The following is a 24,212-nucleotide window of genomic DNA, read 5'->3' as shown; positions in this document are numbered from 1 at the left end:
ACCTTGAAGTCAGGATGAGAACCGCAACAGCATCTTGCGGTTCTCTTGCCATTGCTATGCGAATCCTGTAATCATGAAGTCCCGTGGTGCTGCGGTTTTCGAACCGCACGGGCACTGAAGTTACAGGCAAATCACGGGGGCTGCCGAACCATGGCGCGATTCATCTTCATTACCGGCGGTGTTGTTTCGTCTCTGGGCAAGGGGCTGGCTTCCGCCGCCCTCGGGTCGCTGCTGCAAGCGCGGGGCTTTTCGGTCCGGCTGCGCAAGCTCGACCCCTATCTGAACGTCGATCCCGGCACCATGTCGCCCTTCGAACACGGTGAGGTCTTCGTCACCGACGACGGCGCGGAAACCGATCTCGACCTCGGCCATTACGAACGCTTCACCGGCGTGGCGGCGCGCAAGACGGACTCGGTCAGCTCCGGCCGGATCTATTCCAACGTGCTGGAGAAAGAGCGCCGCGGCGATTATCTGGGCAAGACCATTCAGGTGATCCCCCACGTCACCAACGAGATCAAGGATTTCATCCGCATCGGCGAGGATGAGGTCGACTTCATGCTCTGCGAGATCGGCGGCACCGTCGGCGATATCGAGGGCCTGCCCTTCTTCGAGGCGATCCGCCAGTTCAGCCAGGAAAAACCGCGTGGGCAATGCCTGTTCATGCATCTGACGCTGTTGCCCTTCATCAAGGCCAGCGGCGAGCTGAAGACCAAGCCGACCCAGCACAGCGTGAAAGAGCTGCGCTCGATCGGGCTGGCCCCCGATATCCTGGTCTGCCGCTCCGAAGGGCCGATCCCGCAAAAGGAACGCGAGAAGCTGGCGCTGTTCTGCAACGTGCGCCCCGAGGCGGTGATCGCGGCACAGGATCTGAAATCCATCTACGAGGCCCCGCTGGCCTATCATGGCGAAGGTCTGGACCAGGCGGTTCTGGACGCCTTCCAGATCAGCCCGGCGCCGCGCCCCGACCTGACCCGCTGGGAAGATGTCGCCGACCGGATCGAGAATCCGGAAGGCGAGGTCCGGGTCGCCATCGTCGGCAAATACACCCAGCTGGAAGACGCCTATAAATCCATTGCCGAGGCGCTGACCCACGGCGGCATGGCCAATCGGGTCAAGGTGAAGATCGAATGGGTCGATGCCGAAATCTTCGATCACGAGGACCCGGCGCCCTATCTGGAGGGCTATGACGCCATCCTGGTGCCCGGCGGCTTCGGCGAACGCGGCACCGAAGGAAAGATCAAGGCGGCGCAATTCGCCCGAGAACACAAGGTGCCCTATCTTGGCATCTGCCTCGGCATGCAAATGGCGGTGATCGAGGCGGCGCGCAATGTCGCCGGTCTCACCACCGCAGGATCGGAGGAATTCGACCACGAGGCCGGCAAGAAGCGCTTCGAACCGGTGGTCTACCACCTCAAGGAATGGGTGCAGGGCAATTACAAGGTCAAGCGCGCGGTGGGTGACGACAAGGGCGGCACCATGCGTCTGGGCGCCTATGATGCGGTGCTCAAGGACGGCTCGCGGGTGGCCCAGGTCTATGGCACCCAGAACATCGAGGAGCGCCATCGCCACCGCTACGAAGTCGACATCAAGTACCGCGACAAGCTGGAAGACTGCGGGCTGGTGTTCTCCGGCATGTCGCCGGACGGCCGGCTGCCCGAGATCGTCGAATGGGCCGATCACCCCTGGTTCATCGGCGTCCAGTTCCATCCGGAGCTGAAATCGAAACCCTTCGATCCGCATCCGCTGTTCAAGGATTTCGTCCGCGCCGCAAAGGAGACCAGCAGGCTGGTATGAAGCGGCGGCAAGATCTGTCATATTCGATCCATTGCGGCCCGATCCCAGCTTGGTGTGAAGCATGAAACCGGCTAAATTGTCCCCGATGTTGAAGAAGCTCTTTCAGTCCTTCCGCCCGGCCGAAGCCGCGCCGCTGCCCGACCCGGATGCCGAACTGGCTCTGGGCGCGCTGCTGGTGCGGGTGGCACAGGCAGACCGCGATTATCAGGTCGAAGAGATCAGCCTGATCGACCGGATCCTGGCGCGGCTGTACGAGCACAACCCGATCGAGGCGGCAAAGGTCCGCGCGACCTGCGAAAAACTGCACGCCGCTGCCCCCGAGACCGACACCTTCGGCAAGCTGATCCGCGAAACCACCGGGCTGGAGAACCGCCTCGCCGCGCTGGAAGCGCTGTGGGAGGTGGTCCTGGCCGACGGATCGCAGAAAGAGGGCGAGCTGAAGATCGTCGACGATGCCCGCCGCGCCATGGGGCTCAGCATCGCCGACAATCAGGCCGCGCGCGAAAGGGTGATGGCCCGGCTCTGAACCGGGCCTTGGCCGCGGCGCCCGCCAGGTCTATATCCGTGTCATGATCCGCGATTTTCTCAGCCGGCTGATCCAGCCCGAGCCCGATCCCCTGACCGAAGCAGATGCCCGTCTGGCGCTGACGGCGCTCTTGGTGCGCATCGCGCGGTCCGACAACGATTACGCCCAGACCGAACGCGACCGCATCGACCGGGTGATCGCCGCCCGCTACGGGCTGTCGCCTTTCGAGGTGGCGCATCTGCGCGGCCAGGCCGAGGCGCTGGAGGCCGAGGCGCCCGACACCGTGCGCTTCACCCGCGCCATCAAGGAGGCGGTGCCCTACGAGGATCGCCGCGCGGTTCTGGAATCGGCTTGGTCGGTGGTGCTGGCCGACGGCACCCGCGCCAAGGAGGAGGATGCCCTGCTGCGGCTGGTGTCGAATCTTCTCGGCGTCAACGACCGCGATTCCGCGCTGGCCCGCCAGCGTGCGGCGCAGGGGTGATTGCCTGGCTGGGCATGTATGACTTCGGGCCGCTGCAGGCGGCCAACGACCGGTTCTGGCAGGCGCTGCGCCGCGCCCTGGGCGATGGGCCGGAGCGACTGAGCCGCGATCTCGATCCCTGGCAGGCCTGGACTGCCCCCGACCTTCTGCTGGCGCAGACCTGCGGCCTGCCGTTTCGCAGCCGGCTGCACGACAGGGTAACGCTGGTGGCGACACCGGATCACCGGCTGCCGGGCTGTCCGCCCGGCTACTACCGCTCTGTGCTGATCGCCCGCGCCGATGCGACGGCCCGGACCCTCGCCGATTTCGCCGGCGGGACCTTCGCCTATAACGATCCGCTGTCGCAGTCGGGCTGGGCCGCGCCGCTCCTTCAGGCGGAGCGTGACGGGGTCTGCTTCGGCGCGATGCTGGAAACCGGGGCCCATGTCGCCTCGGCCCGGGCGGTGGCGGATGGGGCCGCGGATGTCGCCGGGATCGACGCCCTGACCTGGCAGCTGCTGAAGGACCACGACCCGGCGCTGACCCGGCGGCTGACCCCCATCGGCGTGACTGTCCCGACCCCGGCGCTGCCCTATATCACCGCGCCCGGCGGCGATGCCCCGGCGCTGCGCCACGCGCTGGGGACCGCGATCGCGGCGCTGTCGCCGGCCGACCGCCAGAGCCTGCATCTGCATGGTGTGGTGGAGATCCCGGCGCACGCCTATCTCGCCCTGCCGATACCGCACCCGGTCTGACCCGCCCTGACCGGCCCACCCGTCGCGAGCTGCCGAGCCGCTGTGCCGGAATTTCAAGCACGCCCTATGGTCACTTCCCCGGATTCGCCCCGTGTTGCGGCGTTTTGAAGATTGCATTGATACGGATTATCCGCCCTAGTGGGGGCAGAACGGCGCAATCAACGGAGTACCCGTGTCCGACACCTCCCCGGTCATCGAAATTCGCAACCTGCACAAGAGCTATGGCGATCTTGAGGTGCTCAAGGGGGTCGATATCACCGCTCATCGCGGCGATGTGGTGTCGATGATCGGCTCTTCCGGCTCCGGCAAATCCACCCTTCTGCGTTGCGCCAACCTGCTGGAGGACAGCCAGCAGGGCGATATCCTGTTCAAGGGCGAACCGCTGCGGTGGAAGGGCGAAGGGCTGCACCGGCGCCCGGCCGATCCGAAACAGGTGCTGCGCATCCGCACCAACCTGTCGATGGTGTTCCAGCAGTTCAACCTCTGGGCCCATATGACCATCCTGCAGAACGTGATGGAGGCGCCGGTGACGGTGCTGGGCCGTGACCGAGCCGAGGTGGAGGGCGCCGCCCGGAAATATCTGACCAAGGTCGGCATCGGCGACAAATGCGATGCCTATCCCGCCCAGCTTTCCGGCGGTCAGCAACAGCGGGCGGCGATCGCCCGGGCGCTGTGCATGGAGCCCGAGGCGCTGCTGTTCGACGAACCGACCAGCGCGCTCGATCCCGAACTGGAGCAGGAGGTGGTCAAGGTGATCAAGGACCTCGCCCGCGAGGGGCGCACCATGATCATCGTGACCCATGACATGAAGATGGCCCATGATGTGTCGAGCCACGTGGTGTTCCTGCATCAAGGCCGGATCGAGGAAGAAGGCACCCCCGACGTCCTGTTCGGGGCGCCCAAATCGGAACGCCTGCAAGGCTTTCTGAAATCAACCACCCACGCATGAAGCGCGGGAAAAAACACTAATCTGGGAGTACTACAAATGAAAAAGCTTCTTCTCGGCACCGCCGCCCTGGCCTTCAGCGCCGGCATGGCCCTGGCCAGCGACGTCGTCCGCATGGGGACCGAGGGCGCCTACCCTCCGTATAACTTCATCAACGACGCCGGCGAAGTGGACGGGTTCGAGCGGGAAATGGGCGACGAGCTGTGCAAACGCGCCGAGCTGACCTGCGAATGGGTCACCAACGACTGGGATTCGATCATCCCCAACCTGGTGTCCGGCAACTACGACACCATCATCGCCGGCATGTCGATCAACGACGAACGCGAGAAGGTGATCGACTTCACCCAGGATTACATCCCGCCGGCGACCTCCTCCTATGTGGCGCTGTCCGAAGGCGCCGATCTGAAAGGCATCGTCGCGGCCCAGACCTCGACCCTGCAGGCGGGCTATATCACCGAGAGCGGCGCGACGCTCCTGGAGTTCTCCACCGCCGATGAGATCATCGCCGCGCTGAAAAGCGGTGAGGCCGATGCCGTCTTCTTCGACACCGACTATCTGGCGCCGATCGTCGAGGAATCGGGCGGCGAGCTGATGTTCGTCGGCGAGCAGGTGACCCTGGGCCGCGGCACCGGCATGGGCCTGCGCAAGAGCGACACCGAGCTGAAGGACAAGTTCAACGCCGCCATCACCTCGATGAAGGAAGACGGCACGCTGAACACCATGCTGGTGAAGTGGTTCGGCGAAGGCACCGATACCTACTGAAGGATCGGCGGCGGAGGGTGACCTCCGCCGCTGCCTGCCGCGCTCATGTTTTCCGTCTGCACCGACCCTTCGGTCCTCTCCGCCCCGGCCTGGTTTGCCTGCTATCTGACGACAGGCAAGCTGATGATGTTCTACGGCTCCTTCGGGGTCGTGCTGCTGCTGCTGGCGATCACGGCGCCGGCGGCGCTGCTGTTCGGCTTCGCGGCCGCGGCGGCGGCGCGGTCGCCGTTCGTGCCGCTCAGCTGGGCCGGCAAGGCCTATATCGCCATCGTGCGCGGGGTGCCGGATATCGCCTTCTTCCTGTTCTTCGTGATCGCGCTGGATCAGGGCTTCGAATGGGTGCGGCACAAGATCAAATGCCCCGACTGGGACCAGCCGATCCGCCAGGGCAACGATTTCGTCGTCTGCGCTGCGGCCAAGTTGCCGCTGTCGACCTCGCCGCAATGGGTGCATGAGACCTACGGCTTCTTCCTGGCCGTCCTGACCTTCGCCATCGTCTTCGGCGCCTTCGCCGGCAACGTGCTGTTCGGCGCCATGCGGGCGGTGCCCCGGGCACAGATGGAAACTGCCGAGGCCTATGGCATGAGTCACCGCCAGACCTTCTGGCGCATCCTGGTGCCGCAGATGTGGGTCTATGCCCTGCCCGGCCTGTCGAACCTGTGGATGGTGCTGATCAAGGCGACCCCGCTTCTGTTCCTGCTCGGGGTCGAGGATATCGTCTACTGGGCGCGGGAACTGGGCGGCGCCAAGACCGCGCGATTCACCGATTATCCCCATGGCGACTGGCGCATGTGGTATTTCCTGGCGCTGCTGATCTTCTACCTCGCCTTCACCAAACTGTCCGAAGTGGTGCTGAGCCGGATCATGCGGCGGCTGTCGCACGGTCAGGCCACCGCCGCCGGAGAGGCGCAGCGGCGCACCGCCGGAGGTCCGGCATGAGCTGTTGGGTCACTGTTCAGGACTATGCGCTGCGCTCGCTCGGCTTCGGCGAAAGACTGCTGCCGCGTGGCGATTTCACCCTCTGCCAGCAGTTCACCCTGATCGGGTCGGGGATGATCTGGAACGTCTATTTCGGGCTGCTGGCGCTGGTCACCGGCTTCTTCCTGGCCACCGCGCTGGCGGTCGGCAAGAACTCCGCCAATCCCTGGCTGCGCAAACCGGCGGAGTGGTTCATCTTCGTGTTCCGCGGCTCACCGCTCTTCATCCAGTTCTTCTTCGCCTATTTCCTGTTTCTCAGCCTCAAGGGGCTGTCGCCCTTCTTCAGCCCCTTCACCTCGGCCTGGCTCGGGGCGCTGGTGGTGCTGTTCTTCAATACCGCCGCCTATTCCGGCGAGATCTTCTATGGCGCGCTGCTGTCGATTCCGCGCGGCGATCTGGAGGCGGCGGATGCCTATGGCTTCTCCGGCTGGAGCAAATTCCGCAAGATCACCTGGCCCACCATGCTGCGGCTGGCCTGGCCGGCCTATACCAACGAGGCGATCTTTCTGTTTCACGCCACCACGCTGGTGTTCTTCTCCGGCTTTCCGGCGCTGCAGCAGCGGGGCGACGCGCTCTATTACGCGAATTACTTCGCTGACAAGACCTTCAACCCCTTCATCCCCTATCCGATCCTGGCGGTCTATTTCATCCTGCTGACCCTGACCGTGGTGGGGTTGTTCGGATGGGTTAACCGGCGGCTGAACCGGCACCTGCCGACCGAGCGCCGCACGCGGATGCGCATTCGTCCGAATCTGCTGCGCTGAGCCACCGCGCCCGGTCCCTCTCCCATCCGTATCGCCCCGGGGGCTGCGCATTTGCTGCGCGCCCCGCCCCCCGCCCAGCCGCTTTGCGGTACGGCAGGCCGGCTTTGGGGTTGCCAACCGGGGGGGCGGCTCGCTATCCATAATTTGATCAAATTACGGAAAACACAAAATGTCCGCGAATGCGATGAATTCCTGGCTGCGCAAGAATCCCCAGGTGCGCACCATCCGTGTGGCCGCTGCCGATCTGAACGGCCAGCCGCGCGGTAAACGTGTCCCCGCCCGTTTCGCCGACAAGGTGGTCAGCGACGGCACCCGCTTTCCCCTGTCGGTGATGAACCTCGACATCTGGGGCGAGGATGTGGACGACAGCCCGCTGGTGTTCGAAAGCGGCGACCGCGACGGCGTTCTGAAGCCGACCGAACGCGGCTTCGTGCCGATGCCCTGGCTGGAGGGGCAGACGGCGCTGCTGCCGATCTGGATGTATTACGACGACGGCCGTGCCTTTGACGGCGATCCGCGCCATGCGCTCTCCGCGGTACTGAAACGCTACAAGGCGCTGGGGCTGACCCCGGTGGTCGCGGTCGAGCTGGAATTCTTCCTGATCGACGACAGCGGCAAGTCGCTGCAAGTGCCTATCTCGCCCCGCTCGGGCAAGCGGCGCAAGGCGGCCGAGATCATGTCGATCCGCGCGCTCGACGCCTTCGACACCTTCTTCACCGATCTCTACGACGCCTGCGAGGCGATGGACATCCCGGCCGATACCGCGATTTCCGAAGCCGGCCTCGGCCAGTTCGAAATCAACCTGATGCATCAGGACGATGCGCTGCGCGCCGCCGACGACGCCTGGCTGTTCAAGATGCTGGTCAAGGGGATGGCACGGCGGCACGGGTTCGCCGCCTCCTTCATGGCCAAACCCTATGAGGATTACTCCGGCTCCGGCCTGCACATGCATTTCTCGATCCTCGATGAAAACGGCAAGAACATCTTCGACGACGGCGGCCCGCGTGGCACCGACGCGCTGCGCCACGCCGTGGGCGGCTGCCTGGCGGCGATGCATGATTCCACCCTGGTCTTTGCCCCCCATGCCAACAGCTACGACCGGCTGGTGCCCGGGGCGCATGCCCCCACCGGCATCTGCTGGGCCTATGAAAACCGGACCTCTGCCGTGCGCATCCCCTCCGGGGCCTCGGCCGCGCGGCGGATCGAACACCGGGTCGCCGGCGGCGACGTGAACCCCTATCTGACGGTCGCCGCGATTCTGGGGGCCGCGCTGGTCGGGATCGAGGACCGGATGGAGCCGCCGGCGCCGATCACCGGCAACGCCTATGACCTCGACCTGCCACAGGTGCCGACCGACTGGAACCAGGCGATCACCGCCTTCGAGAACAGCCCGCTGATTCCGCGCATCTTCCCGGCCGAGTTGATCCGCAATCTGACGCTGACAAAGAAGCAGGAGATGCTCTACATGGCCGAGCTTTCGCCGCATGAACAAGCGGAAATCTATCTCGACACGGTTTGACCCCGCAGGCGCGCCCCTTGTCTGGGGGCGCGGCCAGGCTTACTCTCTCCTCAGCCATGAACTGGTGATCCATGAAAATCGGCATTCTGCAAACCGGCCATTCCCCCGATCCGCTGATCGCGCCTCTGGGTGATTATGATCAGCTTTTCGAAACCCTTCTCGCCGGCAACGACTTCACCTTCGAGGTCTTTGCGGTGGTCGATGGCATCTTTCCCAGCGGGCCGGAGGATGCCGAGGGCTGGATCGTTACCGGCTCGCGCCACGGCGCCTATGAGGATCACCCCTGGATCCCGCCGCTGGAGCAGTTGATCCGCGACATCAAGGCCAGCGGCAAGCCGATGATCGGCGTCTGTTTCGGCCATCAGATCATCGCCCAGGCGCTTGGCGGCAAGGTCGAGAAATTCGCCGGCGGCTGGTCGGTTGGCCGGACCGAATACATGATGGACGGCGCCCCCGTCGCGCTGAACGCCTGGCATCAGGATCAGGTCACCGAACTGCCCGAAGACGCCCGGGTGCTGGCCGGCAACGAATTCTGCAAGAACGCCATCCTCGCCTATGGCGACACCGTCTGGACGGTGCAGCCGCATCCCGAATTCCAACCGAGTTTCATCAAGGGTCTGATCGACACCCGCGGCAAGGGGGTCGTGCCCGACCCGCTGCTGGAACGGGCCGAGGCGCAGCTGAGCGCGCCCGTCGATAACACCCGCATCGCCCGCCAGATGGCGGATTTTCTCAAACGAAAGAGGTCATAATGACCACCGATTGGCTGAAAGACCTACCTGAAGCCGCCAAGACCTATCTCGAGGGGCGCCGCCTGGACGAGGTGGAGTGCATCATTGGAGACCTGCCCGGGATTGCCCGCGGCAAGGCGGTGCCGGCGACGAAATTCGCCCGCCAGCCCTATTTCCACCTGCCCGACAGCATCTTCTTCCAGACCATTACCGGCGACTGGGGCGAGGCCGCCGGCGAGGACGGGTTCATCGAACGCGACATGATCCTGCGCCCCGACATGTCCACCGCCACCGCCGCCCCCTGGACCGGCGACTGGACGCTGCAGGTGATCCACGACGCCTATGACCGCGACGGCGATCCGATCCCCTTCAGCCCCCGCAACGTGCTGAAGCGCGTGGTGCAGATGTACCGCGACAAGGGCTGGGAGCCGGTGGTGGCGCCCGAGATGGAATTCTACCTGGTCGCCCGCAACACCGACCCGGCCAAGGAAATCCAGCCGATGATGGGCCGCTCCGGCCGCCCGGCGGCGGCGCGGCAGGCCTATTCGATGACGGCGGTGGACGAATTCGGCCCGGTGATCGACGATATCTATGATTTCGCCGAAGCCATGGGCATGGAGATCGACGGCATCACCCAGGAAGGCGGCGCCGGCCAGCTGGAGATCAACCTGCGCCACGGCGACCCGGTGAAACTGGCCGACGAGGTGTTCTATTTCAAGCGACTGATCCGCGAGGCGGCGCTGCGCCACGACTGTTTCGCCACCTTCATGGCCAAGCCGATCGCCGACGAGCCCGGCAGCGCCATGCATGTGCATCATTCGGTGATGAACCGGACCCGGAAACAGAACCTGTTCATCGGGCCGCAGGGCGGCGAGACCGATATGTTCTATCACTTCATCGGCGGGCTGCAGCGGCATCTGCCGGCGGCGATCGCGATGCTGGCGCCCTACGTCAACTCCTATCGCCGCTATGTCCGCGAGCAGGCCGCGCCGATCAACCTGAGCTGGGGCCGCGACAACCGCACCACCGGCATCCGGGTTCCGATCTCCTCGCCCGAGGCGCGGCGGGTGGAAAACCGGCTGGCGGGGATGGACTGCAACCCCTATCTCGGCATCGCCGCCAGCCTCGCCTGCGGCTATCTCGGCATGACCCAGGAAATCCGCCCCGACAAGCAGCAGCGCGGCGACGCCTATAACGGGGAGCCGGACATCCCGCAGGTGATGGGCCAGGCGCTCGATCTGTTCGACGAATCCGACGATCTTCGCCACATGCTGGGCGGCGAGTTCTGCCGCGTCTACAGCATCGTCAAGCGGCTGGAATACGAGGAATACCTGCAGGTGATCTCTCCCTGGGAGCGCGAACACCTGCTGCTGAACGTCTGAGCCCGGACCGGCCAGCGTCGCCCCCGGCCGCGGGCCGGGGGATTTGAGTATTTTGACAGAGAAGAAGCCGCCTTCGGGCGCGGAAAGGACCGGCGATGGGCCTGAACCTGCTCTATTCCAACGACACGCCCGGCAGCTATCCCGACAGCTGGTATGCCGCGACCGCCCCCGCGCTCGATCCCTTTGCCGCGCTCGAGACCGACACCCGCGCCGATGTCTGCATCGTCGGGGCCGGCTTCACCGGCCTCTCCGCCGCCCTGCATCTGGCCGAGGCCGGCCTCGACGTGGTGCTGCTGGAGGCCAATCGCGTCGGCTTCGGCGCCTCCGGGCGCAATGGCGGCCAGCTCGGCAGCGGCCAGCGTTTGCCGCAGGATGCGCTGGAAAAGCTGACCGGCCGCACCGAGGCCGACAAGCTGTGGCAGCTGGCGGAAGAGGCCAAGGCCATCACCAAGGGGCTGATCGCCCGCCATGGCATCGACTGCGATCTCCGGCCCGGGGTGGCCTGGTCCGGCTCCTCCAAAGGCGATGTCCAGCATCTGCACGATTACGGCCGCCACCTGCAGGATCGCTATGGCTATCGGTCGCTGGAGCTTCTGGACCGCGAGGCGTTTCACGCGCTCTGCCCCTCGCCCGATTACCGCGGCGGCATTGTCGACTGGGACGCGGCGCATCTGCATCCGTTGAAATACGCGCTGGGGCTGGCCCGCGCCGCCGCCGGCGCCGGTGTACGCCTCTTCGAGCGGACCGAGGTGCAGGCGATCGAGGAAGGCGCGCAGGTCAGGCTGAAGACCGCTGGCGGCACCGTCACCGCGGATCATGTCATCTTGGCCTGCAACGGCTATCTCGGCGGGCTGGAAAAGCGCGTCGCCAGCCGGGTGATGCCGATCAACAACTTCATCATCGCCACCGAACCGCTGGGCGCCGACACCGCGAAGGTCCTGACCAAGGATATCGCCGTCGCCGACAGCCGGTTCGTGGTCAATTACTTCCGGCTCAGCCCCGACGGGCGGCTGCTGTTCGGCGGCGGTGAAAGCTATGGCTACCGATTTCCCGCCAGCATCACCGACAAGGTCAGAAAGCCGATGCTGGAGATCTATCCGCATCTGCGCGACGTGCGGATCGATTACGCCTGGGGCGGCACATTGGCGATCACCATGAAGCGGATGCCCTATCTGACCCGGCTGCGGCCGAATGTGCTGTCGGCCTCCGGCTACTCCGGCCACGGCGTCGGCACCGCCACCCATGCGGGCTACCTGATAGCCGAGGCGATCCGGGGCGAGGCCGCAGGCTTCGACACCATGGCGCAGGTGCCCAACACCCCCTTCCCCGGCGGCCCGGGCTTCCGCACACCGCTGTTGGTGCTGGCGATGACCTGGTTCGGCCTGCGCGACCGGCTGGGGATCTGATCCGCCCGCCCCGGCCGCCAGACAGGGCCGGAGGGGCGGACCAGCCTGGTATCGGGTCAGATCAGGATATCGTCCTTAAGCTCCGCGACGGTGGTGTTGCGGATCGTCAGCCTGTCGCCATCGCCGAAGGCAAAGACCACATCGTCGCCGACCTGATCGGCATGTTTCAGAACCGCGCGTTTGCTGCCCAGCCCATCAAAGGCCAGCGTGTCGACATCGTCGCGGAAGTCGCGCACCACATCCGCCCCATAGCCGGTGCCGAAGACGAAGAGATCCGCCCCCGCCTGGCCGACCAGCACATCGCGCCCCTGCCCGCCATCGAGCAGATCGGCCCCCTTGCCGCCGACCAGCTTGTCGCCGCCCTTGCCACCGTAAAGCGCATCGTCGCCGGCCTTGCCGACCAACTCATCCTTGCCACCGGCGCCGAGGATGGCATCCGCCTTGCGGCTGCCGACGATCTTCTCGTTCGCCGCGGTCCCGGCCGTCTGCGCCGCGAAGCGCAGAAAGAACACGCCCTCGTCGTCGCCGTCCGCGTTCCAGTCCTCATAGGCGACAACCAGGGTTCCATCGCGCAGAACCGTCAGATCGGCATCGTACTGATAGGCGCCATCGCCGTCGTCCCTGTTCGCCATGGCGAAGGGCCCGACCGGCTGCCCATCGGCATCGAACCGCTGGATATAGGTATCTTCCCGCCCCGCGGTCGTCTCCGTGCCATAGAAATCCACCGTGGCCGAGACCACGAAGCCGCCCTCCGGCGTCGCCGCGACCTGGGTGTCGTAGGTCGAGGCGCCGGGGACCATCACCACCCAGCTGTCCCCCAGTGCGACCCCGGATTTGTCGAAGATCTGCACCACGGCCCCGTTATAGCCCTCGGTCCTGTTCCAGCCGACGGCAACGAATGACCCATCCGCGAGCGCGGCGAGGTCGTAGACGCCGTTGAAGTCCTGATCGGCGAAGATCTCGAAGGTCTCGCCGACCGGCTTGCGGCCGTTGGAGGTCAGGATCTGCCCGAAGGACTGATTGCCGATCCGCTCTCCGTCGCCGTCAAGCAGCGGTTCCTGCCAGGAGACGACAACCTGCCCGGAACTGAGCGTGATCGCCTCCGGGTATTTCTGATCCGCCTCGGTCTGCTGGTTGACGGTGAACTCACGACGAATCTTGTCGCCGGAGGCACTGAACACCTGGGCGCGGATCCCGGTCCCGTCGCCATCCGCCCCAGCCCCGTACCAGGTGATCAGAAACCCGCCGCTGTCGAGCGCGGTTACCGCATGGCCGTATTCCGCGCCGGTCTCACGGCTGTTGACCTGGAACTGATCGCCGAGAGCGTCGCCCTCGGCGGAGAACATCCGCGCCGCGACACGGCCGAAATCGCGGCCGCTGTCCCAGTCTTCCCAGACCACCACCCAGGCTCCCTCCTCCAGCACCTCCACCATCGGGTTGGACTGCGACCGGGCACTCTCGGTGCTGATGACGACCTCCGCCGTCAGCGGATTGCCCTTGGCGTCGTAAACGCGCTGGTAAATCGCGTTTCTGCCGCTCTCCGCCGTCGGCCCTTCCCAGACGGCGACAAACCCGCCGTCCGGCAGGGCGGCAATGCTGATATCGTCCTGCTCCCCCGAAACGCGTTCATTCACCTGGGTCTGTTTTCCCAGTTTCTTCCAAAAGACCATTTCACGCTTCCCCACAAAAAAGGATAAATAAAATTTTCGAATTTTCAGTCTGCCGGCGAATTGTGACGATTTCTATCATGATCTGAGCGTTCATCTCGCCGCTCCCGGAGGTCGCACAAAGCTTGGTCGCCCTGCGCGACAGTCGTGGCAGGGTTTTTTCCCGTCGGCCGCTCTGCGCGCTTGGCTTCCCGGCGCATCTGTTTTACCTTTCCCGAAGGTTCACTTCAGGAATTCGAAATATGGCTCTTCCCCCGAACGTCCACGACGCCGAACCCATCCCTCCGGCGGCCCGCGATGCCATCGACGCCCTGCTGCAGTCGGGCGATCTGTTTCGTTACACCGCGCCGCAGGACGCGCCGGTCTCGCTCCTGGAAAGCGAATTCGCCGAGATGATCGGCGCGAAATACGCGCTCGCCGTCTCTTCCTGTTCAGCGGCCCTGTTTCTGTCGCTGAAGGCGCTGGACCTGCCGCGCGACGCCCGCGTGCTGATCCCCGGCTTCACCTTTGCTGCGGTGCCCTCTTCGGTGATCCACGCTGATTGCTACCCGGTGCTGTGCGAGGTCGGCGACAATTACCGCATCGATCTGGCCGATTTCGAAGCCAAGCTCGATCAGGATATCGCCGCCGTCATCATCAGCCACATGCGCGGCCACACCAGCGACATGGATGCGATCATGACGCTCTGCGCCGCGCGCGACATCCCGGTGATCGAGGACGCCGCGCATTCTCTGGGCACCACCTGGGCCGGGCGCAACATCGGCACCATCGGCAAGATCGGCTGTTTCTCCTTCCAGTCCTACAAGATGATCAACGCCGGCGAAGGCGGGATCCTGATCACCGACGATGCCGATCTGGTCGCCCGCGCGGTGATCATGTCAGGCGCCTACGAACACAACTGGCAGAAACACAAGGGCCCGCGCGGCGACAACACCGGCGCGCTGCAGGCCGCCTTCGAACGCTGGCAGAACCAGCTGCCGCTCTATAACCTCAGGATGAGCAACCTCTCCGCCGCCGTGATCCGACCGCAGCTGCCCGAGCTGGTCCGCCGCATCACCGATGGCCGCGCCAACCACGACTACGTCGCCGCCCGGCTGAACGCCTGCCCCTATCTCTCGGTCCCCGATCCGCTGGGCCCGGAGGTTCGCGCCCCGGATTCGATCCAGTTCAACGTGGTCGGTTTCGACGACGATCAGACCCGCGCCTTCGCCGAGGCGGCGGCCGCGGCCGGCGTCAAGGTGCAGATCTTCGGGATGAGCACGGATAACGCCCGCGCCTTCTGGAACTGGCAGTTCATCCCCGACCTGCCGGAGCTGCCGCAGACCCGCGCCATGCTGATGCGCGCCTGTGACGTGCGGCTGCCGGTCTACCTCAAGACCGATCAGCTCGACGCCGTGGCCGAGGTGCTGATCGAAGCCGCCGAAACCGCTGCCGGTCAGCTGCGCGCCTACGGCACCTGAGCCAACCTGCTGGCACAGCCCCATCTTCGGCCGGCCCGGTCCTGCGCGACCCGGCCGGCCGTTTCATACCTGCGTCTTTTTCTGGTTGAGAATATCCTCGCCGAAGGCACACGCCGCAGGCGCGTTCCGGATCTAGGCTACTCCTCCAGCGCCCGGCGCAACGCCCGGGCCGGGGCGGCAACGGCCACCGCCAGGCTGGCTGTGCCGCCATCGCCATCCACCGCGATGGTGGAAAAGAGACCGGCCACCGCCCAGCCCTCCTGCCGTGCCACCAGCATCGGCGCGCCGGAATCGCCGGGCATCGCCGCGCAATGGGACAGCCCCACCGCTCCGCCTGCCAGCCAGTGCCAGCCCCCGCAGTCTTCCGCCCGCGTCAGCACATGCGGCCGCAGCGCGGCATAGCCGGCCAGCGCCACCGCCTCCCCCTCCTGCGGGGTCTCCACCAGCGGCAGAAGCCCCAGATCGCGGCCCAACGGCGCCTCCAGCTCCAGCAACGCCCAGTCCTGCGCCACGCCGCCGCGAAAATCGCGGCTCTGCGGGTCCTGCAGCGGATCGGTGATGTAGCGGCGCACCGTCGCCTGCGCCACCGCGGTGCCACGCTGATAGCCGGCGGCAAAGCGCAGGCTGGTCGCCGGGATCCAGGATTTGCGCGGGAAATTATACAGGCAATGCGCCGCGGTCAGCACCCATCGATCCGCGATCAGTGTGCCGGTGCAGTGCTGGCGCAGACCGATGCTGGCGAAATTCACCCGCCCGATCGCCCGCCACGGCGAGGTCTCCGCCGGCAGCACCCGCCGGGCCCGGATCGCGGCACAGCCGCTCTGCAACGCCCGCCCCCGCCCGCAGATCGCATCCAGTGCCGGCACGAAGACATCTTCATGCAGCGGACCAGGGTCCGGCTTTGCCACCTCGGCCAGGGCCGAAACCGGCCCCCAGCCGCCCAGCCCGCAGCCCAGGATTACCGCCAGTGCGGCGGCAGCGGTTCGCAACGGCATGATCTTCTCCCTCTCAGAGCTGCCGCCAGACTAGGCCAGCCCTGCGCCTGACGCCATGGCAGGGATCGCCGGCACTTGCCAAAACCCGGCCGCCGCGCCACGCTTGGCGGATGACAGATCTCAGCCACGGGGCTGCCTGGATCGGCGGCCGTATCCTCCCGATTTCCGAAGCCTCCATCGGCGTCACCGACTGGGGGCTGACCCACTCCGACATCACCTATGACGTGGCGCCGGTCTGGGGCGGCGCCTTTTTCCGGCTGCACGACTACCTCGACCGGTTCTTCGCTTCGATCCAGGCGGTGCGGATGAACATCCTGATGGACCGTTTCGAGGTGCATGCCGCGCTGGAGGAAATGGTCGCCGCCAGCGGCCTGCAGGACGCCTATGTCGCCATGGTTGCCGCCCGCGGACCCAATACCGTGCCGGGCAGCCGCGATCCGCGCGATTGCAGCAACCATTTCTACGCCTGGTGCGTGCCTTACGTGCATATCGTCAAACCGGAGCAGGCGGAAAAGGGCACCAGCGTCTGGATCGCCAAATCGGTCCGCCGCATCCCGCGCGACAGCGTCGATCCGCGCGCCAAGAACTACCACTGGGGCGATTTCACCTCCGGTCTGTTCGAGGCGAAGGAGCAGGGCTTCGAAACCACCATGCTGCTGGATCATCAGGGCAATGTCACCGAAGGCCCCGGTTTCAACGTCTTTGCCCTGTTCGGCGAGGTACTGGTTACCCCGGAGCATGGGGTGCTGCAGGGGATCACCCGGCAAACGGTGATGGAGATCGCCCGCGCCAGAGGCCTGCGGGTCGAGGAACGCGCCTTGCCGCTTGAGGAATTGCAGCAGGCGGATGAGGTGTTTCTCTCCTCCTCCGGCGGCGGCGTGATCCCGGTGGCCCGGATCGATGACCAGAGCTTTTCCAACCGCGCCCCGGGACCGGTGGCCCTGGCGCTGCGGTCGACCTATTTCGAATGGCTGGAGGAGCCACGGCTGCGCAGCCCCATCCGCTACGGCTGAGCCGGGCTATTTCAGCTTCGACAGTTTCTGCTGCAGATCGGCGAGCTGGCGCTTGATCGCGTCTAGGTCTTCGTCCTCGCCGCCGGTCTTGCCGTCTTCCGCCGCATCGCGCCCCGGCCCCGACCAGCTGCTGCCGAGCCCACCGGTCATCGCCTTCAGAAACGCCTCCTGCTGCGCCTTCATCGCCTCGAACCCGGGGATCTTGGCCATCGGGTTCATCGCGTTCATGTTCTCCATCATCTTGGACTGGCTTTCGCGCAGCATTTCGAAGGAGCTTTGCAGGAACTGCGGCATCATCCCGCCGCCCGGCACCATATAGCTGCGCACCAGGTCGTTCAGCACGTTCACCGGCAGCACGTTCTCGCCACGGCTTTCATGTTCGGCGATGATCTGCAGCAGATATTGCCGCGTCAGGTCGTCCCCGGTTTTCAGATCGACGATCTGGACCTCCCGACCCTCGCGGATAAACCCCGCGATATCCTCCAGCGTGACGTAATCGCTGGTTTCGGTATTATAGAGCCGGCGGCTCGCATACCGCTTGATCAGCAGGGGTTTTTGGTCTTCTGCCACGTCTTGCCCTCCAAGAGACATGATGCTTGCGGAAAACACTATGCGACCAAAAATAAAAAAGAAAGAGCGGGCCGCATCGGCCCGCCCCTTTGATTTTCAATCCCATTTCCCGGGATTGCAGCTTACTTCGCAGCTTTGGCTGCGGCAGTGGTGGCCTTCTTGGCCGCTGCGGTGACGCCATCGGTGGCCTTTTTCATGGCCGCGCTTGCATCTTCGGTCATGTCCTTGCCGGCAGCCATCATCAGTTCGACGGTGTCCATCTGCACTTTCTTGGCGATTTCGGCGAAGGCGGCCATGTTCTCGGCTGCGACTTCGGCGGAGGCGGCGGCGAAATCGGTCATCGCCTTGGCGTAATCGGCCGGCTCAGCCTTGGCACGCGACATCTCATTCAGCTTCGACAGCGTGTCGATGGCCCATTTGTTGGAGATTTCTGCAGATTTACCAGCGGCTTCGAGAGCCACGGAGGACAGCTTCTCATTCAGCGACGCGGAGGTCTTGAAGGCATCTTCCATCGCCGACATGTCGACCGGGAAGCTACCGCCCATCATGTCCTTGATCATGTTGGAAAAGTCTTTGGTATTGGTCATGGTCTTCTTCCTTGTAGAATACGGGCCAGTGAGGTTCATCCGATCCCATCATCATGCCCTCGGTTGCTGACAGGAATATGAATGCTGCACCGCAGCATTTCAAGAGGAGAATGCTGCATTGCAGCAAAAATTCTACAGCCCCAACGGGACGGGCGGACAGGAAAAACATCCTGGCCGCCCCTCGGAAACAGAAATTCCAATCAGAAGACATGAAAAAAGGGCAGGCCTTTCGACCTGCCCTTCGCAATTGCACCGGTTGGGAGGAGAGGGGTGCAGGCTTGCGATTCTGTCGCGCTTACTTCGCGGCGGCTTTCTTCGCCGCGGCGGTCACCTCTTCGGTGGCCTTTTTCACGGCGGCGGTCGCATCTTCGGTCATGTCCTTGCCGGCGGCCATCAGCAGCTCGACGGTGTCCATCTGCACTTTCTTGGCGATCTCGGCGAAGGCGGCCATGTTTTCAGCGGCAACTTCGGCGGAAGCGGAGGCGAAATCGCTCATCGCTTTGGCGTAGTCGGCGGGCTCGGCCTTGGCTTTGGACACTTCAGCCAGTTTGGCCAGGGTGTCTTTGGTCCATTTGTTCGAGATTTCCGAGGTCTTTTCGGCGGCTTCGAGAGCAACGCTCGTCAGTTTCTCGTTCAGAGCAGCGGTGGACTTGAAGGCATCTTCCATCGCGGTGGTGTCCACCGGAAAAGCGCCCATCATGTCTTTCATCATTGCGGTGAAGTCTTGAGTTTTAGCCATTGTCACGATCCTCGCGTGCTGTCCGGGAGATGCCCCGATGTCCTCATCAGCTGGGATCAATATGCATGCTGCGGCGCAGCATTTCAAGGAAATTCGCTGCGCCGCAGAATGAATTCTGCATTTGCAATGTAAATCAGGTGGTTGGCGTGGCCACCACATAGGTGCCCGGTGCCGGCCCGAGGCTCGGATGCTCCGAATCACCTGCGTCGCGCGCCGGAACCTGTTTGCCGGCCCGCTTCGACAGCCACTCGCCCCAGAGCGGCCACCATGAACTGTCGTGGAAAGTGGCCCCTTCCATCCAGGCCGACGCATCGCCGCTGAGGTCGCTGTTGGTGTAATAGCCGTATTTCTTCTTGCTGGGCGGGTTGACGATCCCTGCCACATGGCCCGACTGCGACACCACGAACTGTTTCGACCGCGAGCCCATCTGCTGCACCCCGCGATAACAGTCGCGCCAGGCGGCGATATGGTCCTTTTCGCAGGTGATCGACATCAGCGGCACGCTGACGTCCTCGATCTTCAGCGTCTCGCCCAGAAGCTCGAACCCGTCCTCGCAGAAATCGTTGCGCTGGCAGAGGCCGCGCAGATACTGCATCGCCATCTTGCCCGGCAGGTTGGTGCCATCGCCGTTCCAGTACAGCAGATCAAAGGCCGGCGGCGCCTCTCCCATCATGTAACTGCGGATCGCCGGGCTGTAGACCAGATCGTTCGACCGCAGGAAGGAGAAGGTTCGCGCCATGATGTAGGACCGCAGAATCCCTGTTTCCGCCACCTCCTCCTCGATCGCGTCGATGAAGTCGTCCTGCAGGAAGGGGGTGAATTCCCCCTGATCGGAGAAATCCGTCAGCGCGGTGAAGAAGGTCGCGGATTTCACCGATTTGTCACCGCGCTTCTTCATCAGCGCCAGGGTCAGCGCCAGCGTGGTGCCGGCGATGCAATAGCCCACCGCGTTGACCTGATCGGTGTTGCAAATCGCCTTGACCTCGCGGATCGCGGTCAGGAAGCCCTCCTCGATGTATTCCTCCATGCCGATATCGGCATAGGAGGCATCGGGGTTGACCCAGCTGATCACAAAGAGGGTATAGCCCTGCTCCACGATCCACTTGATCAGGCTGTTCTGCGGCTTCAGATCGAGGATGTAGAACTTATTGATCCAGGGTGGGAACAGCACGATCGGGATTTCGTGCACCGTGTCGGTCGCCGGCTTGAACTGGATGATCTCCATCATCCGGTTGCGATAGACCACATCGCCCGGGGCGGTGGCGATATTGCCGCCGACCTCAAAGGCCTTCTCGTCGGCCAGCCGCACCACCAGTTCGCCGTTGTTGGCCTCCAGATCGCTGATCAGGTTTTCCAGCCCGTCGACCAGCGATTGCCCCTCGGTCTGCAGCGCCCGTTCCAGAGCGTCGGGGTTGGTGGCCAGATAGTTGGTCGGCGCCATCAGATCGACGATCTGGCGCGCGAAATAGGTCAGCCGCCGCTTGTCCTTGGCCTCCAGCCCCTCGACTGCGCCAACCGCCTGTTCGATCGCCTTGGCGTTGATCTGGTACTGCTGCTTAATGAAGTTGAAATAGGGGTGCGACTCCCACAGCGGGTTGGAAAACCGCCGGTCCTTGGGGCCGGGATCGGCCGGCGCCTCCAGCCGGCCCTTGGCCAGCGCCTGCTGCGCCTCGGCGAAATGCTTGACCGACTCGCCCCAGAATTCGATCTGATGTTCCAGGATCTTGGCAGGATTCTGCACCGCCTGGTTCCAGTAGGCGGCCGCCGCCTTTGTGAACAGCCCCTGATCCGGCGTGTCCAACCCCGGGTTGTGCGAGGTCTTGTGCGCCATCACGTCGATAAGCCGCTTGGAGAGATTTTCGACCTTGGAAAGGTTCTCGGTCAGCCGGTCCAGATGCTCTGCGGGGACGGCCGTGCCGTCATCGTCTACAGTTGTCATTTCTCCGAATCCCCCCTAATCTTCTATATGCGCAGAATACCGTCGCAGCGTTCGGGAGGCAAAGCGGCGTTTAGTCCAAGTTGCATTGGCTCACAAACGAGGAGACCCCGAATGCGCTATATGATGACCTACGACCTGATGGAATCCGCCCGCAATGCCAACCAGTGGCTGGGCGCCACAGCTCAATCCTTCGCCTCCTACCCTGCCTTCAGCCTGGCACCGGTGCCGGCACTGAACTGGCTGGCGGCCTGGGGCAAGGTGACGGAACGAACCTTCCAGCGAATGATCGTCAAGCCCGACTGGGGCATCCGGACGGTCACCTGCGAAGATGGTAAAGACCACGTTGTCGAAGTTCAGACCGTGGTGGAACGGCCGTTCGGCGACCTGATCTATTTCAAGGTCCCCGGCCGCGATATCCAGCCGCGCAAGGTGCTGCTGGTGGCGCCGATGTCGGGACATTACGCGACGCTTCTGCGTTCGACCGTGGCCAGTCTGCTGCCTGATTGCGAACTTTACGTCACCGACTGGCACAACGCCCGCGACATCCCGGTCTCCGAAGGTAAGTTCGACGTCGAGGATTACACCCTCTATCTGGTCGACTTCATGCGCCACCTCGGCCCCGACACCCATGTGATCGCGGTCTGCCAGCCGGCACCGCTGACGCTGGCCGCCACCGCCTATCTGGCCGAGCTCGACCCGGCGGCCCAGCCGCTGACGCTGACGCTGATCGGCGGCCCGATCGACCCCGACGCCACCCCGACAGAGGTGACCGATTTCGGCCGCCGCGTCACCATGGGCCAGCTCGAGGAAACCGCGATCCAGCGGGTCGGCTTCAAATACAAGGGCGTCGGCCGTCTGGTCTATCCCGGGCTGCTGCAGCTGACCTCCTTCATGTCGATGAACGCCGACCGCCATTCCGAGGCCTTCTCGAACCAAATCCGCCGCGAAATGCGTGGCGAGGCCGGCGATCACGATGCCCACAACCGCTTCTACGACGAATACCTGGCGGTGATGGACATGACCGCGGAATTCTATCTCTCCACGGTGGAGCGGATCTTCAAGGCCGGTGAAATCGCCAAGAACGACTTCGTGGTCGACGGTCACAAGGTGGACATCGGCAAGATCACCAATGTGGCGGTGAAGACGGTCGAGGGCGCCAATGACGATATCTCCGCCCCGGGCCAGTGTATTGCCGCGCTCGATCTCTGCACCGGGCTGCCCGACAGCATGAAAGCCAGCCATGTGGAACCCGGCGCCGGCCACTACGGCATCTTCGCCGGCCGGTCCTGGCGCGACAACATCCGGCCGCTGGTGCTGGAGTTCATGAACACCAACAGCACCAAGAAATCGACCCGCCGGCGCACCTCGTCCCGCGTGGCCAACACCAACGCCGCGGCGAACTGACCGGACATGGCGGACGGCTCCCCTGGCCCCGCCGCCCCCGATTTCCGCTGTCGTTGCGGAACCTTGCATGGTCACCTCAGCCCCAAGGGGCTGAGGCGAGGCACTCATGTCGCCTGTTTCTGTGCCGACTGCCGCGCCAACGAACTGGCCCATGGCCAGCCCGACCCGGCGCCTGAACCGGTCGGTCTGTTCCAGCTCTCCGCCCAGGAAATCCGCTTTGACGGCGGCTTCGATCAACTGGCGCTGATGCAGCTGTCGCCCAAGGGCCTCTACCGCTGGTACGCCCGCTGCTGCGACACACCGATGTTCAACACGCTGAGTTCCCCCGCGCTCAGCTTCGCGGCGATCCGCACCGCCTGCCTCGACGATCCCGCCCGGCTCGGCCCGCTGCGCGGCCGGGCCTTCGTGCCGCAGGCGGCGGGAAAACCGAAGATGGAGGGGCTGGTGCCGGTGATCCGGGGATTTGCCGTCCGCGCGCTGGCAGGCCGGCTCACCGGCGGCTGGCGCCGTTCGCCCTTCTTCGACGCCGCCGGCGCGCCGATCGTTTCCCCCAGGGTGCTGAGCCGGACGGAACGAGCCGCGCTCTACGACAGATAGGTCCTGATCAGCTCCGCGCGATGCGCGAACACCGCCTCATCGGTGAAGGGCGCGCCATCCAGCGCGGCCCTCTCCAACAGGGCCGCCAGCCGATCGCGATCGGCGTCGAGCTCCGCCAGCGCCGCGGCCAGCGCCCCGGCCTCTCCCATCGGTACCAGAACGCCACCGCCGTGGCTCTGGATCAGATCGCGGGCAAAGGCGCCGTCATAGCCGACCAGCGGCGCCCCGCAGGCCAATGCCTCGATCAGGCAGCGCGGCGATTCCGGGGTCAGGTGACAGAACAGGAACAGATGCGAGGCCCGGCAGGCGGCGAGAACCGCGTGATGATCGGCGACGAACCCCGGCGTCTGCACCCGGTCTTCCAGCCCCAGCGCCGCGATCCGTTCCCGCATCTGCGGCAGCAGCGCCCCCACCCCCAACCATTCGGCGGAAAAGACCACATCGCGATCCTTCAGCCGCCTCAGCGCATCGAGCCAGTCGAAGGGCCCCTTCATCGCCTCCGCCCGGCCGGTATAGATCAGCCGCAGCGGCACACCGGCGCGCAGCTCGGCCTGTTTGGCGGCCAGATCGGCGGCGCCGATATGATCGCCCGGCGCCAGATGGATATTGTGAACCACATGCGGCTGGCGGCAGTAGCGGGCATAGTGATCGTAGGTTTCGCGCCCGTGAAACAGCCCCAGCGCGGCGCGGCGGATCACCAGCCGTTCCAGCGCCGCCATCGGTCGGTGGCTCAGCCGCGCCTTGAGCCGCCGGCGCCAGGGGGCGCTGCCGGCCGTCCGGCGCTCCACCTCGGATTCCACCCGGTCGGTCCAGACCGCGAAACGCCGGCCCATGGCCGATGCTGTCAACGCCGCCACCGCGCCCCAGTCGCCGATCAGCCCGCCAATGGCGAAACTGAGATAATCGGCCCCTTCGATCAGCCTGCGGATGCGGGCGCGGGTCGCGGGCAGATGACGCAGGAACGCGCCCGTCCTATAGGCCGTGGGCAACAGCGCCAGGGCGATCCGCTCCAGCGGCCCCTGCCCCGGCACCACCGGCCGCCAGCCGGCCGGCGGCGCCCCCGGTGCAACCGGCATCATCACGGTGACTTCGGAAAAATGCGTCGCCCACAGCCGCAGCCCGTTCACCGCCTGCGCCTCGACCCAGATCTGGCCATCCCGACGATAGGCCGGCACCGGCGCATAGAGCAGCAGGCGATCTCTGGCGTGTCCGGCCATC

The 24,212-nt window shown here is 64.8% G+C and carries 23 protein-coding genes; 16 read left to right on the top strand and 7 right to left on the bottom strand.

From position 1 onward, the window contains the following. Positions 1-150: 150 nt before the first annotated feature. From QO033_RS00295 to QO033_RS00240, 12 genes are all read left to right on the top strand, one after another. The gene (locus QO033_RS00295) at positions 151-1,794 is read left to right on the top strand and encodes a CTP synthase (protein ID WP_284478914.1); all 1,644 of its coding nucleotides are present in this window, start codon (positions 151-153) and stop codon (positions 1,792-1,794) included. Positions 1,795-1,879: 85 nt separating this feature from the next. Next, on the top strand, positions 1,880-2,320 hold the full coding sequence (locus QO033_RS00290; protein WP_284478913.1) for a tellurite resistance TerB family protein: 441 nt from the start codon (positions 1,880-1,882) through the stop codon (positions 2,318-2,320). Between the two features lie 43 nt (positions 2,321-2,363). Then, a complete protein-coding gene (locus QO033_RS00285; protein WP_284478912.1) occupies positions 2,364-2,801 on the top strand; it encodes a tellurite resistance TerB family protein in 438 nt (145 codons plus the stop codon). After that, positions 2,798-3,535 carry a phosphate/phosphite/phosphonate ABC transporter substrate-binding protein gene (locus tag QO033_RS00280; RefSeq protein ID WP_284478911.1) on the top strand — a complete coding sequence of 246 codons (738 nt, stop codon included), beginning with the start codon at positions 2,798-2,800 and terminating at the stop codon, positions 3,533-3,535. Before QO033_RS00285 ends, QO033_RS00280 begins: the two co-directional genes overlap by 4 nt. Before the next feature lie 172 nt (positions 3,536-3,707). After that, positions 3,708-4,484 carry an ABC transporter ATP-binding protein gene (locus tag QO033_RS00275; RefSeq protein WP_284478910.1) on the top strand — a complete coding sequence of 259 codons (777 nt, stop codon included), beginning with the start codon at positions 3,708-3,710 and terminating at the stop codon, positions 4,482-4,484. 36 nt (positions 4,485-4,520) lie between these two features. After that, positions 4,521-5,243 carry a transporter substrate-binding domain-containing protein gene (locus QO033_RS00270; protein WP_284478909.1) on the top strand — a complete coding sequence of 241 codons (723 nt, stop codon included), beginning with the start codon at positions 4,521-4,523 and terminating at the stop codon, positions 5,241-5,243. 45 nt (positions 5,244-5,288) lie between these two features. After that, a complete protein-coding gene (locus QO033_RS00265; protein ID WP_284478908.1) occupies positions 5,289-6,182 on the top strand; it encodes an ABC transporter permease in 894 nt (297 codons plus the stop codon). Further along, positions 6,179-6,985: an ABC transporter permease gene (locus QO033_RS00260; protein ID WP_284478907.1), complete on the top strand. Its 807-nt coding sequence runs from the start codon at positions 6,179-6,181 to the stop codon at positions 6,983-6,985. The genes QO033_RS00265 and QO033_RS00260 overlap by 4 nt, the downstream gene beginning before the upstream one ends. Before the next feature lie 184 nt (positions 6,986-7,169). Next, positions 7,170-8,504 carry a glutamine synthetase family protein gene (locus QO033_RS00255; protein ID WP_284479366.1) on the top strand — a complete coding sequence of 445 codons (1,335 nt, stop codon included), beginning with the start codon at positions 7,170-7,172 and terminating at the stop codon, positions 8,502-8,504. Between the two features lie 71 nt (positions 8,505-8,575). Further along, entirely contained in the window at positions 8,576-9,256 is a 681-nt protein-coding gene (locus QO033_RS00250; RefSeq protein WP_284478906.1) for a type 1 glutamine amidotransferase, read from the top strand. Next, the gene (locus tag QO033_RS00245) at positions 9,256-10,617 is read left to right on the top strand and encodes a glutamine synthetase family protein (protein ID WP_284478905.1); all 1,362 of its coding nucleotides are present in this window, start codon (positions 9,256-9,258) and stop codon (positions 10,615-10,617) included. Before QO033_RS00250 ends, QO033_RS00245 begins: the two co-directional genes overlap by 1 nt. A 95-nt stretch (positions 10,618-10,712) precedes the next feature. Further along, positions 10,713-12,023 (top strand): NAD(P)/FAD-dependent oxidoreductase, encoded by a 1,311-nt coding sequence (locus tag QO033_RS00240; RefSeq protein ID WP_284478904.1) that lies wholly within the window; start codon positions 10,713-10,715, stop codon positions 12,021-12,023. Positions 12,024-12,079: 56 nt separating this feature from the next. On the opposite strand, the gene QO033_RS00235 is transcribed toward QO033_RS00240, so the two are convergent. Continuing rightward, on the bottom strand, positions 12,080-13,693 hold the full coding sequence (locus tag QO033_RS00235; protein ID WP_284478903.1) for a hypothetical protein: 1,614 nt from the start codon (positions 13,691-13,693) through the stop codon (positions 12,080-12,082). A gap of 239 nt (positions 13,694-13,932) precedes the next feature. Between QO033_RS00235 and QO033_RS00230 the strand changes: the two genes are divergently transcribed. Then, a complete protein-coding gene (locus tag QO033_RS00230) occupies positions 13,933-15,150 on the top strand; it encodes a DegT/DnrJ/EryC1/StrS family aminotransferase (RefSeq protein ID WP_284478902.1) in 1,218 nt (405 codons plus the stop codon). A gap of 137 nt (positions 15,151-15,287) precedes the next feature. On the opposite strand, the gene QO033_RS00225 is transcribed toward QO033_RS00230, so the two are convergent. Continuing rightward, the gene (locus tag QO033_RS00225; RefSeq protein ID WP_284478901.1) at positions 15,288-16,145 is read right to left on the bottom strand and encodes a trypsin-like serine peptidase; all 858 of its coding nucleotides are present in this window, start codon (positions 16,143-16,145) and stop codon (positions 15,288-15,290) included. Between the two features lie 110 nt (positions 16,146-16,255). Between QO033_RS00225 and QO033_RS00220 the strand changes: the two genes are divergently transcribed. Then, positions 16,256-17,158 carry an aminotransferase class IV gene (locus QO033_RS00220; protein ID WP_284478900.1) on the top strand — a complete coding sequence of 301 codons (903 nt, stop codon included), beginning with the start codon at positions 16,256-16,258 and terminating at the stop codon, positions 17,156-17,158. A 6-nt stretch (positions 17,159-17,164) separates the two neighbouring features. On the opposite strand, the gene phaR is transcribed toward QO033_RS00220, so the two are convergent. The 4 genes from phaR to phaC all read right to left on the bottom strand — a co-directional run bounded on the left by phaR (position 17,165) and on the right by phaC (position 20,993). Then, positions 17,165-17,728 carry a polyhydroxyalkanoate synthesis repressor PhaR gene (phaR, locus tag QO033_RS00215; RefSeq protein WP_284478899.1) on the bottom strand — a complete coding sequence of 188 codons (564 nt, stop codon included), beginning with the start codon at positions 17,726-17,728 and terminating at the stop codon, positions 17,165-17,167. A 122-nt stretch (positions 17,729-17,850) separates the two neighbouring features. Further along, on the bottom strand, positions 17,851-18,315 hold the full coding sequence (locus QO033_RS00210; RefSeq protein ID WP_284478898.1) for a phasin, PhaP: 465 nt from the start codon (positions 18,313-18,315) through the stop codon (positions 17,851-17,853). 295 nt (positions 18,316-18,610) lie between these two features. After that, positions 18,611-19,054, bottom strand: a complete 444-nt coding sequence (locus tag QO033_RS00205; RefSeq protein WP_284479365.1) for a phasin family protein — start codon at positions 19,052-19,054, stop codon at positions 18,611-18,613. Between the two features lie 133 nt (positions 19,055-19,187). Next, complete coding sequence (phaC, locus tag QO033_RS00200) at positions 19,188-20,993, bottom strand: class I poly(R)-hydroxyalkanoic acid synthase (protein ID WP_284478897.1); 1,806 nt, start codon at positions 20,991-20,993, stop codon at positions 19,188-19,190. A 111-nt stretch (positions 20,994-21,104) separates the two neighbouring features. Between phaC and phaZ the strand changes: the two genes are divergently transcribed. Both phaZ and QO033_RS00190 read left to right on the top strand, forming a co-directional pair. Continuing rightward, the gene (phaZ, locus tag QO033_RS00195) at positions 21,105-22,397 is read left to right on the top strand and encodes a polyhydroxyalkanoate depolymerase (RefSeq protein WP_284478896.1); all 1,293 of its coding nucleotides are present in this window, start codon (positions 21,105-21,107) and stop codon (positions 22,395-22,397) included. A 6-nt stretch (positions 22,398-22,403) separates the two neighbouring features. Next, entirely contained in the window at positions 22,404-22,994 is a 591-nt protein-coding gene (locus tag QO033_RS00190) for a DUF6151 family protein (RefSeq protein WP_284478895.1), read from the top strand. On the opposite strand, the gene QO033_RS00185 is transcribed toward QO033_RS00190, so the two are convergent. Then, on the bottom strand, positions 22,982-24,211 hold the full coding sequence (locus QO033_RS00185) for a glycosyltransferase (protein ID WP_284478894.1): 1,230 nt from the start codon (positions 24,209-24,211) through the stop codon (positions 22,982-22,984). The two genes, QO033_RS00190 and QO033_RS00185, sit on opposite strands and share 13 nt — an antisense overlap. Position 24,212: the final 1 nt, after the last annotated feature.

The organism is Pseudodonghicola flavimaris (assembly GCF_030164425.1).
Classification (GTDB): domain Bacteria; phylum Pseudomonadota; class Alphaproteobacteria; order Rhodobacterales; family Rhodobacteraceae; genus Pseudodonghicola; species Pseudodonghicola flavimaris.
Note: the sequence above shows the minus strand (reverse complement) of the source record. Positions and strands in the feature narration are given on the sequence as shown.